The sequence below is a fragment of the Aminobacter sp. LjRoot7 genome (assembly GCF_964252895.1).
GTDB lineage: Bacteria > Pseudomonadota > Alphaproteobacteria > Rhizobiales > Rhizobiaceae > Aminobacter > Aminobacter aminovorans_B.
Window position 1 is genome coordinate 314,002 of sequence record NZ_CAXUPX020000007.1, and the last position, 13,919, is coordinate 327,920.

Consider the following 13,919-nt stretch of genomic DNA (forward strand, 5'->3'; position numbering starts at 1 on the left):
GGAGATGGCGCAAGTCACCGTTACCATCGATGGCAAGCAATACCGCATGGCCTGCGACGAGGGGCAGGAAGAGCACCTCATCGACCTCGCCAATCGTTTCGACCGCTACGTGCTGCATCTCAAGGACTCGTTCGGCGAGATCGGCGACCAGCGCCTGACCGTGATGGCCGGCATCATGGTGATGGACGAGCTGTCGGAGCTGCAGAAGCGCGTCAAGGGCATGGAAACCGAGGTGCTGACGCTGCGCAAGACGCGCGACGACGCCTTGACCAAGGCCGACAAGAACGATGCGGCGCTGACGGGTGCGCTGGGCTCGCTGGCCGAGCGCATGGAGCAGCTGGCGCTGAGCCTGACGAAGAAGGCTTAGGGAAAGTTTAGGGACGGGCTTCCACCTTCGGGGGAAGATGGAGACCGAAAAGAAAAACGCGCCGGCATGCCGGCGCGTTTTTTGTTTCAAGCGAAAGCCTGAGCTCAGGCGTCGATGGTGCGCAGCGCCTGGGCCTGTCTCTTGGCGGCGGCCTTGACCGCATCCTGGACCTTTTCAAAGGCGCGAACCTCGATCTGGCGGACGCGCTCGCGGGAGATGTCGAACTCGGCCGAAAGCTCTTCCAGCGTCAGCGGCTCGTCGGACAGACGGCGCGCCTCGAAGATGCGCTTTTCGCGATCGTTGAGCACCGACATGGCGCTCGCCAGCATGCCGCGGCGATTGTCGAGCTCGTCCTGCTCGATGAGCATGGTTTCCTGGCTGTCATGGTCGTCGACAAGCCAGTCCTGCCATTCGCCCGACTCGCCTTCGCTGGCGCGGATCGGCGCATTGAGCGATGCGTCGCCCGACAGGCGGCGGTTCATCGACACCACCTCGGCCTCGGAGACGTTGAGGCGCGTGGCGATCTCGGTGATGTGCTCGGGCTTCAGGTCGCCATCGTCAAGCGCCTGGATCTTGCCCTTGACCTTGCGCAGGTTGAAGAACAGACGCTTCTGGTTGGCGGTGGTACCCATCTTGACCAGCGACCACGAGCGCAGGATGTATTCCTGGATCGAGGCCTTGATCCACCACATGGCATAGGTGGCGAGACGGAAACCACGCTCCGGCTCGAATTTCTTGACGGCCTGCATCAGGCCGACATTGCCTTCCGAGATCACCTCGCCGATGGGCAGGCCATAACCGCGATAGCCCATGGCGATCTTGGCCACGAGACGCAGATGGCTGGTGACCAGCTTGTGGGCAGCAGTGGTGTCTTCATGCTCGTTGTACCGCTTGGCGAGCATGTACTCTTCCTGCGGCTGGAGCATTGGAAAGCGACGGATTTCTTCCAGGTAGCGGCTGAGGCCGCCTTCGCCGGAAACGATACTGGGTAGTGACTGGGCCATAAAGCGCCCTCCCTCTTCACGAGAAATGCTCCCTGATCCAGGCGAGCATGTGGCGCGGCTGCCGAATGCCTGTCGCGCCATGGGGTCTTATACAGGAACAAAACCAGAAAAGACACGATTTGTTCAACGCGAAACAGAGTGTCACGCCTAAGTGAACAATACGAGTCAGGTTTTCTGATCGAAGGTTCAGAGATTGCGAAAGCCTTCGACCAACTCCCCCATGTCGCGAGGCAAGGGTGCCTCGAACCGCATGATTAGATGGGAAGCCGGGTGGCGAAATGCAAGGAGGCGGGCGTGCAAAGCCTGGCGCGGGAATGCCTTGACGGCAGACTTCAGCGGCTCGGGCAGCCGGTTCGATTTGGTGCGGAAAGCCTGGCCGTAATCGGGATCGCCGACGACAGGGTGGCCGATATGGGCCATGTGGACGCGGATCTGGTGGGTGCGCCCCGTCTCGAGCCGGCACTCGACGAGGCTTGCCGTGGTGAATTCCGCCTGCTCGGCGCCGAAACGCTCCAGCACGGTGAAGTGGGTGATGGCGTGGCGGGCGTCGTCACGGTGTTCCGGCACCACGGCGCGGCGGACGCGGTCGGCATGGCGGCCGAGCGGCGCGTCGATGGTGCCGGTCATGCGCTGCGGGAAGCCCCAGACGAGCGCGTCATAGGCGCGTTCAAGGTCGCCGGTGCGTCCATGGTCGGCAAAGGCCTCGGACAGCGACTTGTGGGCGCGGTCGGTCTTGGCGACAACCATGACGCCTGACGTTTCCTTGTCGAGGCGATGGACGATACCAGGCCGCTTGACGCCGCCGATGCCCGACAGGCTGTCGCCGCAATGATGGATCAGCGCGTTGACCAGCGTTCCGGTCCAGTTGCCGGCACCGGGATGGACGACAAGGCCGGACGGCTTGTTGATGACGATCAGCTCGTCGTCCTCATAAAGGATGTCGAGCGGGATGGCCTCGCCTTCAGGCTCGGCCGGCTCGGCCTCGGGCATGTCGATGGCCACTTCGTCGCCAGCGGCGAGCTTGCGCTTGGCCTCCTCGACGACCTTGCCGCCGATGCTGACCGCACCTTGCTTGATCAGCGCCTGGACGCGGCTGCGCGACAGATCGGGCGCGAGGCGCCCGGCCAGCCACTGGTCGAGCCGCACACCTGCGGCATCGGCGTCGGCTTCGAGCACTATCAAAGTGCCTGTCGCTTCGCTATCTGATGCGCTCATAACAATTGTTCCGGAAGTTTTGCCATGTCTCGGCCCGCAATCGAAGAAGAAGACAAGCCGCTCGACCCATCGGTTGAGCGCGTCCGCAGGAAACTGGTCCGCTTCTTCATCATCAATATAGGGCTGTTGTTCATCGCCCTTATGGCCGTCCTTGGCGGCGTTGTCTACAAATCGCGGACGCCGGAGGCAGTTGCCCCGGTGGCGAGCGGCGACATCCAGGTGCCCGCGGGCGGCCAGATCAGCGGCGAGATCATCCTGCCGGTGGGCGCCAAGATCATGTCGCAGGCACTGTCAGGCAACCGCATCTCGATCGACGCCGAGCTCGTCGACGGCAGCCGGACCATCTTCCTCTACGACATGTCAGAGCGGCGCCTGATCGGCGAGTTCCAGGTCCGCAACAAGTGAGCGGCTTGGCCGGGCGCCGCGTCGCCACCGTCTCGGTGGTCGTCACCGACTACGACCAGGCGATCGCCTGGTATGTCGGCAAGCTGGGCTTCACGCTTGCCGAGGACGTCGACCTCGGCGGCGGCAAGCGCTGGGTGACCGTCGAGCCGGGCAGCGGGCAGGGTGCAAGGCTGCTGCTCGCCAAAGCGGACGGTGACAGGCAGGTGGCGGCAATCGGCAACCAGACCGGCGGCCGCGTGTTCCTGTTCCTCGAGACCGACGATTTCGCCCGCGATCACGCGACGATGCTGGCCAACGGCGTCGAATTCCGCGAGGCGCCGCGTCACGAGGCTTACGGCACCGTCGCCGTGTTCGCCGATCTCAGCGGCAATCTGTGGGATCTGATCGAGCCGAAGCGTTGATGCCCCTGCGGCAGCTGGCACAAGCGCAAATAACGCGTGCCGGGCTGTTGCTTTTTCGAAAACGCCAGCCTATATCGCCGATCTCGGCTGCGCCCATCGTCTAGCGGTCAGGACACCGCCCTCTCACGGCGGGAACAGGGGTTCGATTCCCCTTGGGCGTACCAACGATTTCAGGTACTTAGCTGGCCTGCGCCAAAACTCATCAAATATCAGTCAAATATGTGCTCCGGGGGCCCTCGGAATTAACCCCAGATTCGGGCCTGTCTTGTCGCTGGCGGGGGCCAAGCGCCTATGTGGGACTGTTGGTGCTTTTCCCCGGCGTAAGGAAAGGTCCGGCTTTTTCGAAGCAATCTAAGCTCAACGCACTTGGGAGACGATTCGACAGATTCTCGCTTCGGCTGTAATCTTTCGATGGGTCGGGTTGTCTCCAATGCTTGTAGTGCGCGTAGTCTGCTTGTTGGCGATGTTTGTTCTCGGCGCGCCTATCGCGCGAGCAGAACTTAAGTTCGATCCCGGCCAAACTCCAGGTGGCCTAAATTACATCTCCGTCTCAGGCGAGTTTGCCTTTAGTGACGACCTCAGGGCATTCGAGGAGGCAGCGCGCGCAAACCGCGCCGTTGCTGTGACGTTCTTTTCGCCTGGTGGAAATGTCGTGAAGGCAATGGAGTTTGGAAGGCTTCTCCGCCGCATGGGGCTCAACACAGTTCAGCCTCGACAGTCGGAGTGTGCTTCAGCCTGCTCACTTGCGTTCCTCGGTGGCGTAATTCGGTATGCAGAGCCTGGCGCAATAGGAGTTCATAAAGCGTCGTTCTCGGGCGAAATGCCCCTCAGTGCCCCGGACGCGGTTTCAGCCGTTCAGCAAATGACGGCCGACGTCATCGTCTACATGGTGGAGATGGGAGTGGATCCTGCTCTGCTGCAGCTGTCCCTCCAGTATGAGAGCACCGACATTCGCTACCTTTCGATGAGCGAGATGGTAAAGTTCAAAGTCGTTACGACGGGCGAGCAATCATCACCGACCGCAGCGGTCCCAACCATGCCGCCTTCAACTTCTGTGGTCCCGACTGCTCCGACCGTCCCGGCTACACTCCCGACTACGACTCCGCCGGTAGGGCCAAGGCCTGTAGAAACTGCGGGCCGGAAGGTCCCAGTGTTTGCGCTGGCGGGCGACAAGCGCGAGGTTGCTTGGGTCTACATTAACTCATGCTCGCACCCCAACCCGATGGCAGAAGAACTGCGCCAACGGATCGAACGTCAATCATTTAGCGGCATGCGCCTTGTTCCGGCCCAGATTGGGTACTTCGACGCGTCGGGGGCCCCGGAATGTAGCGGCGTGAACAAGATGAAATTCTACAGCCGCTTAGCGCCTTCTCGTAGGAACTACGCCTACCAAACGGCGGAATCCGAATTGACAGCAATCGTCGGTCCCGTTGACCGCAATCAAGACCCTCAAACAATCACGCTGGGTCGACCTGACGATGACAACTACCGATTTGATATCTGGCTAACGAGCTTGGGGGGCGGAGGTACGCAGTCCGTCCAGCTCAGCTTGCCCGATCCACGGTCTGGGCGTGTTCGCCGCCCGCAAGGTGCCGCCCCGATCAAAGCGCTTCCGGAAGGAAAATCGGCCACGATTGCTAACGTACGCAACGGAACGCCGGTAAGCATCCTAGAGAAAAAGGAGCGGTGGTACCGTGTCAGGCAGGGGGACCGAATGGGCTATATGCACGACACGTGGGTGTACGTTGACCAGTATGAAAGTGGGCCTTTTGGCGAACGCCACATTCAGGTCAAGAGTTTCGATAACTTCGCGGACGCTCAATCTTACGTTCAAGCATCCCAGATTCCGCTTTCCGCGTACCTAGCGACGAATGGGTGGTTTGCGGTGACTCTGAACGACACGTACGACCAGCAAATGGCTTCAAAACTTGTCAAAGTGATGAAGGAAAACGGGACAATTCCTGACGACGCCTACATGACCTATGGCAACACTTACGCACGCAAAGTCTGCTGCCAATAAGCCCCTCACTCTGCTGGCTCCTCGGCTCCGCGTTCCTGAGCCTTGAGTTGGCGCAACGGGTAATCGAGCCGAGCTGCCCGGCTCCTTTGCGGCTGAGCAGGGGCGTCATCCATTTTCGGTGCGGTCTCGGATGGTTCGGGTTCTTGGATTGTAGCGTTTCGCGCCTTGAAAGCCTCGGCCTCTGCTGCCTCGATCCTCTTGCCGCCTAGGTGAAACGCTTTGAGTTCACCGCGCTCGATTAGGTTCCGTATGTGCCGCTCAGAGCACTGCCATTCCAGCGCGAGTGTCCGGGGGCTGTGGCATTTGGCATTGACGCCATCTCCGATAGCTCGTCAGGGTGCACGATATGTGTATCGAGCCAATGCCGCCAATTAACTCAGCACCAATCGTTACGGTGCCGAAATGAGTTGATTTCATTTGAAAAATATAAGAACGGCGCACCTAGTCGAGCCAAACGTCAACGCGCGAGTCTCCTTATGGCAATGTACTCTGCCCAGCAGCTATCTGACATCGAAGATGCCTTGGGCGCGGCGGAAGGTGAGTCTACCGCCCTTCGATTGCGGGTAGTAAAGTATCATTTTCACCATTCGTTAGCACGGGAGCACGCTTACAATGGGTTCTTGCGAAGGCTTCGTCTACTTAAGCTTGCGCTGGAGAATGTATTCGCCCTTTTCCCACCAACTCAAAGTAAGCCGCTTTCCTCTACAAATCTCGAAAATGCCGAGATAAATTTGCAGAGTTTCATTTTTAACACCGCCGGGTCTCTTGACAACTTAGCGTGGATTTGGGTCCATGAAAACGGGTTGCTCACAAGTAAAGGAAAGCCCTTCGCTAATTCACGCATTGGGCTAGGTCCTGGATATTCAGAATTTAGGGAGTCATTGCCCACTGAACTGCTGGGTCACCTGCGGAGCATAGACGGTTGGTTTAGACAACAGGAGGATTACCGCCATAGCTTGGCGCATCGAATTCCACCCTATCTTCCACCTTACTTCGTCCAGCATGCCGACGTCGAAAGGCACAATGCGCTGCAACTTGCAGCCGATGCTGCGGTGCTGAACGGCGATGATCTGGCGTTCGACCAACTCTCAGGGGAACAACGAGCGCTAGGCATAATAAGTCCACTGATGCTGCACGACCCACGCTCGCGGCCCGTAATTGTCCATGCAATGATTATCGCCAATTATCGAACGGTGATCGACCTCGGCATGCGCTTCATTGAAGAATTGGATGTGTTTTCGGGAACCAATAGAAGGGCGCGTCAGGGCACCCCCTAATGGCGTTGGCCGCGCCAACAAGGGCTGACCTGTGAGACGAGTGGGCGTAGGGCGGCCCGTTGCTCCGTTTCGCCGTCTTACTCGTTCATTTCCAAGTCGTGCTGTTCTTCCAGATCCGCCCCGCCTTCCGGCGAGTGGGTTTCGGTCGCGGCCTCTCCCGCCGTCCATCCCAAATAGGGCTCTAGATCGGGGTCGGGGTCGAATGCGTCGAGCATGGCAATCAGCCGCTCAATCTCATCTTCGATGCTGCGGCGAGTAGGCACGATGTGCGCGCGGCGGGCGGTCATATCGCACCGCCCCTTAAGGCATCCCCTGCATCGACGCTTTGGAAAAACACCTTGCCACCGACCAAAATGGCCGTGACCTTCCGGCGACGGTCACAATTCAAGAACACATCCCACGCGCCTTGTTGGGGCGATACATGGTCGTCCATCGCCGCCCGAAGTTCATCAAGCGCCAGCTTGATACGGTCCATGCCCGACACGGGCGGGATGGTGGCGGCCTCCACAACAGCAGGGGCGGCAACGGTCGCAACGGCAGCCGACGCGGCGGCGGTGTTTCGCAGGAATAGGCGGCGGGTGATGCTCATTTCAACGCACTCCGCTCAAGGGCTATGTGGATCTCGTGAGTAAGGGCGGCGGCGTGCTCCATCGTATCGGCAAGGCTGGCCGTGAGGTTGTCGCGGTAGGCACCGTCGCCCACGTCATTCAGCGAGCGAGCGGCCTGTTCGCAAACAACCAAGAGCGCATGCAACTCGGTTGATTTCTTGGTGATGGCTTCGGGGGCGTGGATGGTCATGACGCGTTCCCTTCGTGCCGCGTTAGGGCGTCGTGCATCACGCCAATCAGTTCCTGCACAGTGCGCAGTCCAGCGCCGATGGCGTCGGACAGCTCTGTGGAGTCGCCGCCGTTCTGGATAGCCCAGGCCGCGCTCTCGCACAGGCGGATGATGGCCGCAGCTTCGTAGCTGCATTGCATCACTTGGTCGGCGGTCATGTCCTCTTGGGGAACAAAGCGGCTCATGATTGCACCGCCTTCCTGCCACGGCGCGTTGCAGCGGCCTTGCGTTGCCCCTCGATGCGGCACGCGAACGCCTTCCGGTCGCGCTCTAGTGCGGCCTCGACTTCGGGGCACCAGCGGTTTCCCCTCGCAATCCGCTCTTTCCAGCGGAGGAAGCGCACGGCGGGAGCTGCGACGTACAGAAGCTTGACGGCCTCAAGCTCCCAAGCCCGTTCGACGGACACGCGGTAACGGCGGGCCTGTATCACCTCCAGACTGTTCTTGCCGTGGATGGCCATTGCCAGCCGGTAGGCCCACCAAGCCACTTCGCGTTGATGGTCGCACATCTTGAAGCGCGCCCATCCTTCTTCCCACGCCTCAACCGGCTTAACGTAGTCCGCAAGCACCTCGGCGCGGGGGCGGTCAATATAGTCGGCCAGAGCCACAACGTTGCCCATGGTTAGCTCTCCTGCACAACGATGACGTTGAAGCGCTGCGGGTTGCTGTCATCGACAGCGCGGCCCATCCACAGCGACGTTGCAGTGGGGTCGATATCGCGGGCCGCCATAGCGTAGGCCTTGGCGTGAAACTCTAGCCGGTGCTCGGCAGAGCCCTCCATGTCTCCAAAAAGTATATTGCTGTGAAACCCTGCCGACGCCGGGTAGATGTAGGCCATGGTGTGCCCGTCATCGCATTGAGCCAGGGTGTCGGAGAGCTCGCGGGCCAACCTACGGGCCTTCACCCAAGGCTGTTCTGGCTCGGCGGCCTCGGAAGGGGAAGCAGTCGCCCCAAGGACGGCGGTGGAGAGGGCGAGGTTTGCACCAGCAACAAGAGCGGTGCGGCGGCTGATTTCGGGCATGCCTTCGGCGGCTGCCACCTTGCGCGTGGACATTGTTTTGTCTCCCTGATGTTGAGTTTAGTTAAGGTTGGGCGCTGTGCGCCTAGGCTGAAAACGCGGACATCTGGCTTTCTAAAGCCCGGCGCATCGGGCCGGTGTCATACCGGAGCGTCTTGAAGCTCAAGGCTTCGATCTGGTTGGTCACGGCTTCCTTGCGGCGCTCTGCAATCGTCATGGCGGCGGCCTTGGCATTGCGCCACGCGGTGGCGAGGTAGAACCCGAAGTCAGAGCGGTTGAGTTTGAAAGTCAGGCTAGGCCGGGCGGCGAAGTGGCGGCGATACATGGCCCATGCGGCTGACATGATTTCCGAACGCGAGAACATAACCGGTACGCCCCTTGCTCCATAAACACTTTCTGTCTATATCTAAGCATCTACACCGCATGGCGTCAACAGTTTTCATTCATTCGTGATATGTAAATGTTTACATATGCACCCTAACCGCTCAATTGTAGAGGGAAACGGACATGCTTGACGCCAGACAGATCAGGGCCGCACGGGCTCTTTTGGAATGGTCCCAGCCGGATCTAGTGGAGGCCACCGGCCTGTCACTGACCACAATTCGGCGCATGGAAGACAATGACATCGGTCCCGCCCGCAGCTCGGCTGCCAACGTCCAGGCAGTGCAAACGGCCTTGGAAACAGCCGGCATCGTCTTCATTCCCAAGAATGGCGGTGGATCAGGGGTGCGATTGAAGAATCCAGACTAGGGGCTCGCCCAGTTTTCGGGCAGGATCGAACCACGAGGACTAAAAGGAATGTCCAAGGCACCGGGTAAGGGACAAAAGACGCAAGCGCTTTACGCTTTGCATTGGATTCCGAACCTGAAGCCCAGTTCTCGGATGGTCGGCGCCTGGCTAGTGTGGCACGCGAACGCCTCTTCGGGGCGGTGCGACCCCGGCCAAACTCGGCTCCAGGCAGAAACCGGGCTTTCACGGCGCGCGGTTCAATATGCCGTGCAAGAGTTGGAAAAGAAGCAGATAATCAAGCGCCGCCTGCGAGGGAACGAAAGCACTTCCTATCAGGTAAATTGGCAACAGCTGAGCGATCTAGTACGAACCTACGAAGAACGTTTGAAAGAGGGTGTCGCCCCGGTTACACCCGCCGAACGTGACCTGAGAGGGCGCAAGAGCGTGCGCCTCTCCGGTGCAAAAGCGTGCGCCTCTGAGGCGCAAGAGCCTGCGCCCAAACTCTCGGTAACGAACTCGGTGAAAGAACCCGTGTTCCCGGTGGGCACCATTTTCGAAGAGGAAAACGGTGATGAGTCTGACGAAACGGTGGCAAGGAAACTCCTGAACATTGGAGCCGACCATGCATTCCTCGCGGCGCTGGACCGCGAGGTCCAAAAAGGCCGGCGTTTTAGCCCCGAAGACGCAGAACGATTTTATGAACGGTTGGAACCACTCTGCGGTGACGGAGAGCGCGTTCACGGCGACCCTATCGCAGGACGAGCTTGCAGACTCTTGGAGACTGAGCTTGCTAGGGAAACCACCGCATGAGCGCTGAGATTGTTTCACTGGTAGATTGGCGAGAGACGCGCAATTCCAAGGCTGCACTGGCTCGTTGGGCTCTTCGGCTTCGGAAGCAGCTGGAAGAAAACATGGCGGCGCAGCAAATGGAGCCTCCGGCCCCTGCTAAGTCTCCGGCGCAGGCCACCGATAATGCAGCAGCCACTCGGCATATTTGAATGATGTCTCAGACATCATTGGCCTTGCTGGCGGTATTGCTGGGCCTCGCCCCGGCAGCGGCGCAAAGCCCCGTCGTCGGGCGGGCGTCTGTTGTGGATGGCGACACGGTAGAGATTGCCGGCGAGCGTATCCGGTTCAATGGCGTTGATGCTCCTGAAAGCTGGCAGGTTTGCCACGATGGCAACGGTAAGGCCTACCGGTGCGGACAAGCCGCAGCCAACGCCCTGGACGAATTCCTGGCTGCGTCTCGCCCGACAAGGTGCGAATACCATAGCCGCGACCGTTACAAGCGCTTTGTGGGGGACTGCTACCGGGCAGATGGCGAGAGCGTTGCCCGCTGGCTTGTTCGCAACGGCTATGCGCTGGATTGGCCGCGCTACAGCCGGGGTGCCTATGCGGGAGAGCAGGCCGAGGCCAAGGCAGATCGGCGCGGCATGTGGCAGGGTGATTTTCTTGAACCGTGGGAAGCCCGCCGCCTACGATAGCAGCGCGCTCCTGCTGTTACCCTGCTGTTCTCAGCATTGAATGACGCAACCGTGCCCCATTAGGGACAAAGCGGCCGACGAGGCTATCGCGGACAATACTGGGACTGCGACCGGGTGGAGCCCTGCGTGGATCGTCGAGAGATTTCGCCGAGGAGGCGCGCCTACTGCTGGATCTGAAATTCTTGCAGGCGCGGCTTCTGTAGTGTTGTAGTATGCGCGGAAATCGCGGTAAGACCGCCTCGCGGCACAGGAGTTCCAGCATTCGATGGACTTTCAACCAGTCAACGAGGACCACGCAATAGAGTCAGTAATTTTCACTGTACTGACCGGAACGATGATCGATCCAGATGCGATCCAATTGCTCGTTGAAAGGCACAATAAGATTCGTGGAGATTTGCCCGCGCTTTCCCTGCCAGAGTCTCATATGCCAACAGCCGAATTTGCCTATCGGCGGCCTGACGGATCGGCGTCTTGGCTGCTCCGATGCGGCAGTGGAAACAGCATAACGGTAGAATGCCGTCGATACACGCGTTGGGAGAAAGTGTGGAATTCAACGCGTACGCTGCTGCTCCATGCTATGGCCTGTTGTAGCGAAGCGATTGGCCCTGATCTACTGTTTGGCACGCCAACCCTGCGGGTTACCGACCGGTTCAGGGCGGCCAAGGAAAATGCAAAGCTGGTGACGCTCCTGCGCCATGACCCATATATAGCTGAGGCCGCCTTTGAATTGGGCCCAGTGTTTCATTCAAACGTCGGCTGGTTTGACAACCTTGGTCCAGATCTGGTGTTGAATACGCTTAACGTCCAGGGGCGGCGGGACTCAGCATTCGAACGCTCAACTTTACGTGCCGTCGAGGCTGAATATGTTGTGGTGGAGCATTTCCAGCAATTTAGACCACCGCAGGCGGTGGGGTATGCAGAGGCTACGGCAAACTTGGATAGGATTTTCTCCACATTACATCAGAGGAATAAGGACCTACTCGGTCGAATCCTCGTCGATGAGATGCAGGGAACAATAGGCCTAACGCAATGACAACCACTCTGTTTGCCGACACGACAACCGAATTTGCTGGCGCGCTCCGCCACGCTTTGCCTAAGTCCGCGGCGCCGAGGCGAGAAACTCAACGACGTATACCCTCACAGTCGGGAGGGAACCTAAAGCCTGTTGACACCATCTGGTACTCCCAATGGACGCAAATGGATTTGCCGGGACGAGAGCTATTTGCAAATGTTGCAATCAGTAACCCCCTTGAAGACCTGCAATCCGCGATTGACAGGGCTGCGTGGGAAGTGTCGGTATTCGGCGGCACGCACGAAGTTATCGAGACTACGAACGACAGCCTTTTTGATTCTTTTGTCGTACATTTAGAGCGCCTCAGGAACGGATGGGCCGGCCCACAAAGCATAGCGCCATCGAAGGAGATTGTTAGAGATATCTCCCTCGCCGCCGTTTCTATGGAGAAAGTTCTTGTTGCGCCGGACATTGAGGTGGATGAGGATGGCACTGTTGTTTTCGAATGGAAGAACGGCGGACGCTCGTTCTGCCTGACATTCACCGGCAATGGTACGGTGGTTGGAACTATTTCGCCGTGGAATGCAGCGGAACCACCGTGGCGGGCAAACGTGAAAGACGAAATTGCAATTGCTGAAAAGCTTGAAACTGAGTCGATTTCTGCTTTCATCGGAAGATGATGACTTGTCCGGATATCTGCCCGCTTGAACAAGCGACACGAGATACGGCGTCACCTGGTCCGGTAGGGGCCGGAGAGCTCATCGCTAGAGCCGCTTTCAGTCCGAGCGCAGGCGAAGCCCAAAAGCGTAAGATCAGAACGGGACTTGTCGCCCGCCGCGACTTGTTCGCAGATCAACTTTCAGTCTGGCGTTTGGCGGGTGTATCGCCGCTAATCCCATTAAGCGACCTGATCGATCGGATGATTGCAGAGCAAGGCGACCGAAGGCTCTTTGCGGTGGTGTGGGCCGAGGCCAGTCAGATACGAAAATTGCAACGTCCCAGCGACGGAAGTCGAGCTCTTTGCCTGCTTGACGAATGTACATGCGACCAAGTCGGAGGAAAGCATCCGGCACACGCACACATAGCTATCTGTCAATCGATAAGATCCCAACCGAGTTTCAACGGCGAATCCGAAGATTTCATCCAAATCTGCAGGGATTTGTCCCATCTACTGCAATCAGATCCGCTCCGGAGGCAAGACGTTATCTAGCGGCAACCCTCGGCCGGTTGCGTTCGTCCAAACGGCCCGCTTCTTTTTCCGCCATGCTGGAAGGTCATTGGGGATGCCGAGCAACTCCGCCGTCCAAACGCGCGCTGGCGGGCCTGTGTGTGAATTTCTGGCCTCACTACGGCGCGCGCCTCCTGGCGCCGTGCCTATCGCCCATACTCACGGAAGAACCGTGGCAACTCCAACGGGCCGCAGCGCTCGATAGGCTTCCATTCGTCCGTCCGTAGCCAGGCGCCGTTGATCCGCCCTTTTTCGCGGTCCTTGACCTGATCGAAATGGGCGCCCTCAAAATGGGTGGCGAATACCTCGGCATCCTCGCGGGTCGCAAAGCAGTAGAGCCGGAAATCCTCGCTTTTGCCGTTCGGCCACTTTGCCATGACATGCTGCATCATGGGCTTCGTTTCGAAGCGGCGGCAGAAGGCGGCTATCAGGTCGTAGTTCTCCATGCAGCACAGGTCGTTCGGCAGCGCCACCGCGTGCGGCAGGTTCTTGCGGATATGCCAGCGCTTCGAGTTTTCACGTTTCTTCGCGGACGTCATGAGAACAAAATAGGAACATCTGCCCTGGGGAGTCAATTCACATTGTGCGCGGACTGACGGCCATTGACACAGTAGACGAGTGACGGCCCGCATACCGAGAGGATCGAATTGCTCCGATCTGCGTTTTAGAGTTCTCTAATTTAATGCCAAAGGGGAAAAGCTACGTCGTATGCCTAACTCTATTAGGACGCCGAGGTTCCCATTGCTGACTGTCAATAGTCAAATCTTGCGATAGCGGAACTCTCAGGCCTTTGGCAGTCTCTCCTTTTCAAGGGAGCATCTAGATGAAGCCGCTTACGTGCGTCCTAGCCGAAGATGAGGCCGCAAAGTGGAAGCTGGTTTTAAATTGGGATCGAGGGCAGATTTACGTCGGCACGGGACGCC

21 protein-coding genes and 1 tRNA gene are annotated in these 13,919 nt (G+C 58.9%); 12 read left to right on the plus strand and 10 right to left on the minus strand.

Annotated elements, in window-relative coordinates; translation table 11 throughout:
* Positions 1–4: 4 nt before the first annotated feature.
* Positions 5–367 (plus strand): cell division protein ZapA, encoded by a 363-nt coding sequence (locus ACSQ3E_RS20625; protein ID WP_067966084.1) that lies wholly within the window; start codon positions 5–7, stop codon positions 365–367.
* Between the two features lie 104 nt (positions 368–471).
* On the opposite strand, the gene rpoH is transcribed toward ACSQ3E_RS20625, so the two are convergent.
* The gene (gene rpoH / locus ACSQ3E_RS20630) at positions 472–1,371 is read right to left on the minus strand and encodes an RNA polymerase sigma factor RpoH (RefSeq protein WP_310321339.1); all 900 of its coding nucleotides are present in this window, start codon (positions 1,369–1,371) and stop codon (positions 472–474) included.
* Positions 1,372–1,557: 186 nt separating this feature from the next.
* The gene (locus tag ACSQ3E_RS20635; RefSeq protein ID WP_310321341.1) at positions 1,558–2,586 is read right to left on the minus strand and encodes an RluA family pseudouridine synthase; all 1,029 of its coding nucleotides are present in this window, start codon (positions 2,584–2,586) and stop codon (positions 1,558–1,560) included.
* A 24-nt stretch (positions 2,587–2,610) separates the two neighbouring features.
* Between ACSQ3E_RS20635 and ACSQ3E_RS20640 the strand changes: the two genes are divergently transcribed.
* The 5 genes from ACSQ3E_RS20640 (at position 2,611) to ACSQ3E_RS20660 (ending at position 6,689) form a co-directional block, all read left to right on the plus strand.
* Positions 2,611–2,991 carry a fimbrial protein gene (locus tag ACSQ3E_RS20640; RefSeq protein ID WP_436124106.1) on the plus strand — a complete coding sequence of 127 codons (381 nt, stop codon included), beginning with the start codon at positions 2,611–2,613 and terminating at the stop codon, positions 2,989–2,991.
* On the plus strand, positions 2,988–3,392 hold the full coding sequence (locus tag ACSQ3E_RS20645; RefSeq protein WP_436124107.1) for a VOC family protein: 405 nt from the start codon (positions 2,988–2,990) through the stop codon (positions 3,390–3,392). Before ACSQ3E_RS20640 ends, ACSQ3E_RS20645 begins: the two co-directional genes overlap by 4 nt.
* Positions 3,393–3,481: 89 nt before the next feature.
* Positions 3,482–3,556: transfer RNA gene (locus ACSQ3E_RS20650), tRNA-Glu, on the plus strand.
* A 266-nt stretch (positions 3,557–3,822) separates the two neighbouring features.
* Entirely contained in the window at positions 3,823–5,412 is a 1,590-nt protein-coding gene (locus ACSQ3E_RS20655; protein WP_067957202.1) for an SH3 domain-containing protein, read from the plus strand.
* Positions 5,413–5,819: 407 nt separating this feature from the next.
* Positions 5,820–6,689 carry a hypothetical protein gene (locus ACSQ3E_RS20660; protein ID WP_436124108.1) on the plus strand — a complete coding sequence of 290 codons (870 nt, stop codon included), beginning with the start codon at positions 5,820–5,822 and terminating at the stop codon, positions 6,687–6,689.
* Between the two features lie 77 nt (positions 6,690–6,766).
* Here the strand turns inward: ACSQ3E_RS20660 and ACSQ3E_RS20665 are convergent, their stop codons facing one another.
* From ACSQ3E_RS20665 to ACSQ3E_RS20695, 7 genes are read right to left on the minus strand one after another with little or no spacing between them, the layout of a single operon-like run.
* On the minus strand, positions 6,767–6,976 hold the full coding sequence (locus tag ACSQ3E_RS20665) for a hypothetical protein (RefSeq protein ID WP_436124109.1): 210 nt from the start codon (positions 6,974–6,976) through the stop codon (positions 6,767–6,769).
* Positions 6,973–7,278: a twin-arginine translocation signal domain-containing protein gene (locus ACSQ3E_RS20670; RefSeq protein ID WP_436124110.1), complete on the minus strand. Its 306-nt coding sequence runs from the start codon at positions 7,276–7,278 to the stop codon at positions 6,973–6,975. Before ACSQ3E_RS20670 ends, ACSQ3E_RS20665 begins: the two co-directional genes overlap by 4 nt.
* A complete protein-coding gene (locus ACSQ3E_RS20675) occupies positions 7,275–7,487 on the minus strand; it encodes a hypothetical protein (RefSeq protein ID WP_436124111.1) in 213 nt (70 codons plus the stop codon). The genes ACSQ3E_RS20670 and ACSQ3E_RS20675 overlap by 4 nt, the downstream gene beginning before the upstream one ends.
* Positions 7,484–7,711, minus strand: coding sequence for a hypothetical protein (locus ACSQ3E_RS20680; RefSeq protein ID WP_436124112.1), 228 nt, complete (start codon positions 7,709–7,711; stop codon positions 7,484–7,486). The genes ACSQ3E_RS20675 and ACSQ3E_RS20680 overlap by 4 nt, the downstream gene beginning before the upstream one ends.
* Positions 7,708–8,145 (minus strand): hypothetical protein, encoded by a 438-nt coding sequence (locus ACSQ3E_RS20685; RefSeq protein WP_436124113.1) that lies wholly within the window; start codon positions 8,143–8,145, stop codon positions 7,708–7,710. The genes ACSQ3E_RS20680 and ACSQ3E_RS20685 overlap by 4 nt, the downstream gene beginning before the upstream one ends.
* A 2-nt stretch (positions 8,146–8,147) precedes the next feature.
* The gene (locus tag ACSQ3E_RS20690; protein WP_436124114.1) at positions 8,148–8,579 is read right to left on the minus strand and encodes a hypothetical protein; all 432 of its coding nucleotides are present in this window, start codon (positions 8,577–8,579) and stop codon (positions 8,148–8,150) included.
* Between the two features lie 49 nt (positions 8,580–8,628).
* A complete protein-coding gene (locus ACSQ3E_RS20695; protein WP_436124115.1) occupies positions 8,629–8,907 on the minus strand; it encodes a hypothetical protein in 279 nt (92 codons plus the stop codon).
* Between the two features lie 143 nt (positions 8,908–9,050).
* Between ACSQ3E_RS20695 and ACSQ3E_RS20700 the strand changes: the two genes are divergently transcribed.
* The 6 genes from ACSQ3E_RS20700 (at position 9,051) to ACSQ3E_RS20725 (ending at position 12,448) form a co-directional block, all read left to right on the plus strand.
* The gene (locus tag ACSQ3E_RS20700) at positions 9,051–9,293 is read left to right on the plus strand and encodes a helix-turn-helix domain-containing protein (RefSeq protein ID WP_436124116.1); all 243 of its coding nucleotides are present in this window, start codon (positions 9,051–9,053) and stop codon (positions 9,291–9,293) included.
* A gap of 48 nt (positions 9,294–9,341) precedes the next feature.
* Complete coding sequence (locus ACSQ3E_RS20705) at positions 9,342–10,082, plus strand: helix-turn-helix domain-containing protein (protein ID WP_436124117.1); 741 nt, start codon at positions 9,342–9,344, stop codon at positions 10,080–10,082.
* Entirely contained in the window at positions 10,079–10,270 is a 192-nt protein-coding gene (locus ACSQ3E_RS20710) for a hypothetical protein (RefSeq protein ID WP_436124118.1), read from the plus strand. The genes ACSQ3E_RS20705 and ACSQ3E_RS20710 overlap by 4 nt, the downstream gene beginning before the upstream one ends.
* The gene (locus tag ACSQ3E_RS20715; RefSeq protein WP_436124119.1) at positions 10,271–10,756 is read left to right on the plus strand and encodes a thermonuclease family protein; all 486 of its coding nucleotides are present in this window, start codon (positions 10,271–10,273) and stop codon (positions 10,754–10,756) included.
* A gap of 265 nt (positions 10,757–11,021) precedes the next feature.
* On the plus strand, positions 11,022–11,789 hold the full coding sequence (locus ACSQ3E_RS20720) for a hypothetical protein (protein WP_436124120.1): 768 nt from the start codon (positions 11,022–11,024) through the stop codon (positions 11,787–11,789).
* A gap of 164 nt (positions 11,790–11,953) precedes the next feature.
* Positions 11,954–12,448: a hypothetical protein gene (locus ACSQ3E_RS20725; protein WP_436124121.1), complete on the plus strand. Its 495-nt coding sequence runs from the start codon at positions 11,954–11,956 to the stop codon at positions 12,446–12,448.
* A 694-nt stretch (positions 12,449–13,142) separates the two neighbouring features.
* Here ACSQ3E_RS20725 and ACSQ3E_RS20730 read toward each other — a convergent pair.
* The gene (locus ACSQ3E_RS20730) at positions 13,143–13,535 is read right to left on the minus strand and encodes a hypothetical protein (RefSeq protein WP_436124122.1); all 393 of its coding nucleotides are present in this window, start codon (positions 13,533–13,535) and stop codon (positions 13,143–13,145) included.
* Positions 13,536–13,919 lie beyond the last annotated feature (384 nt).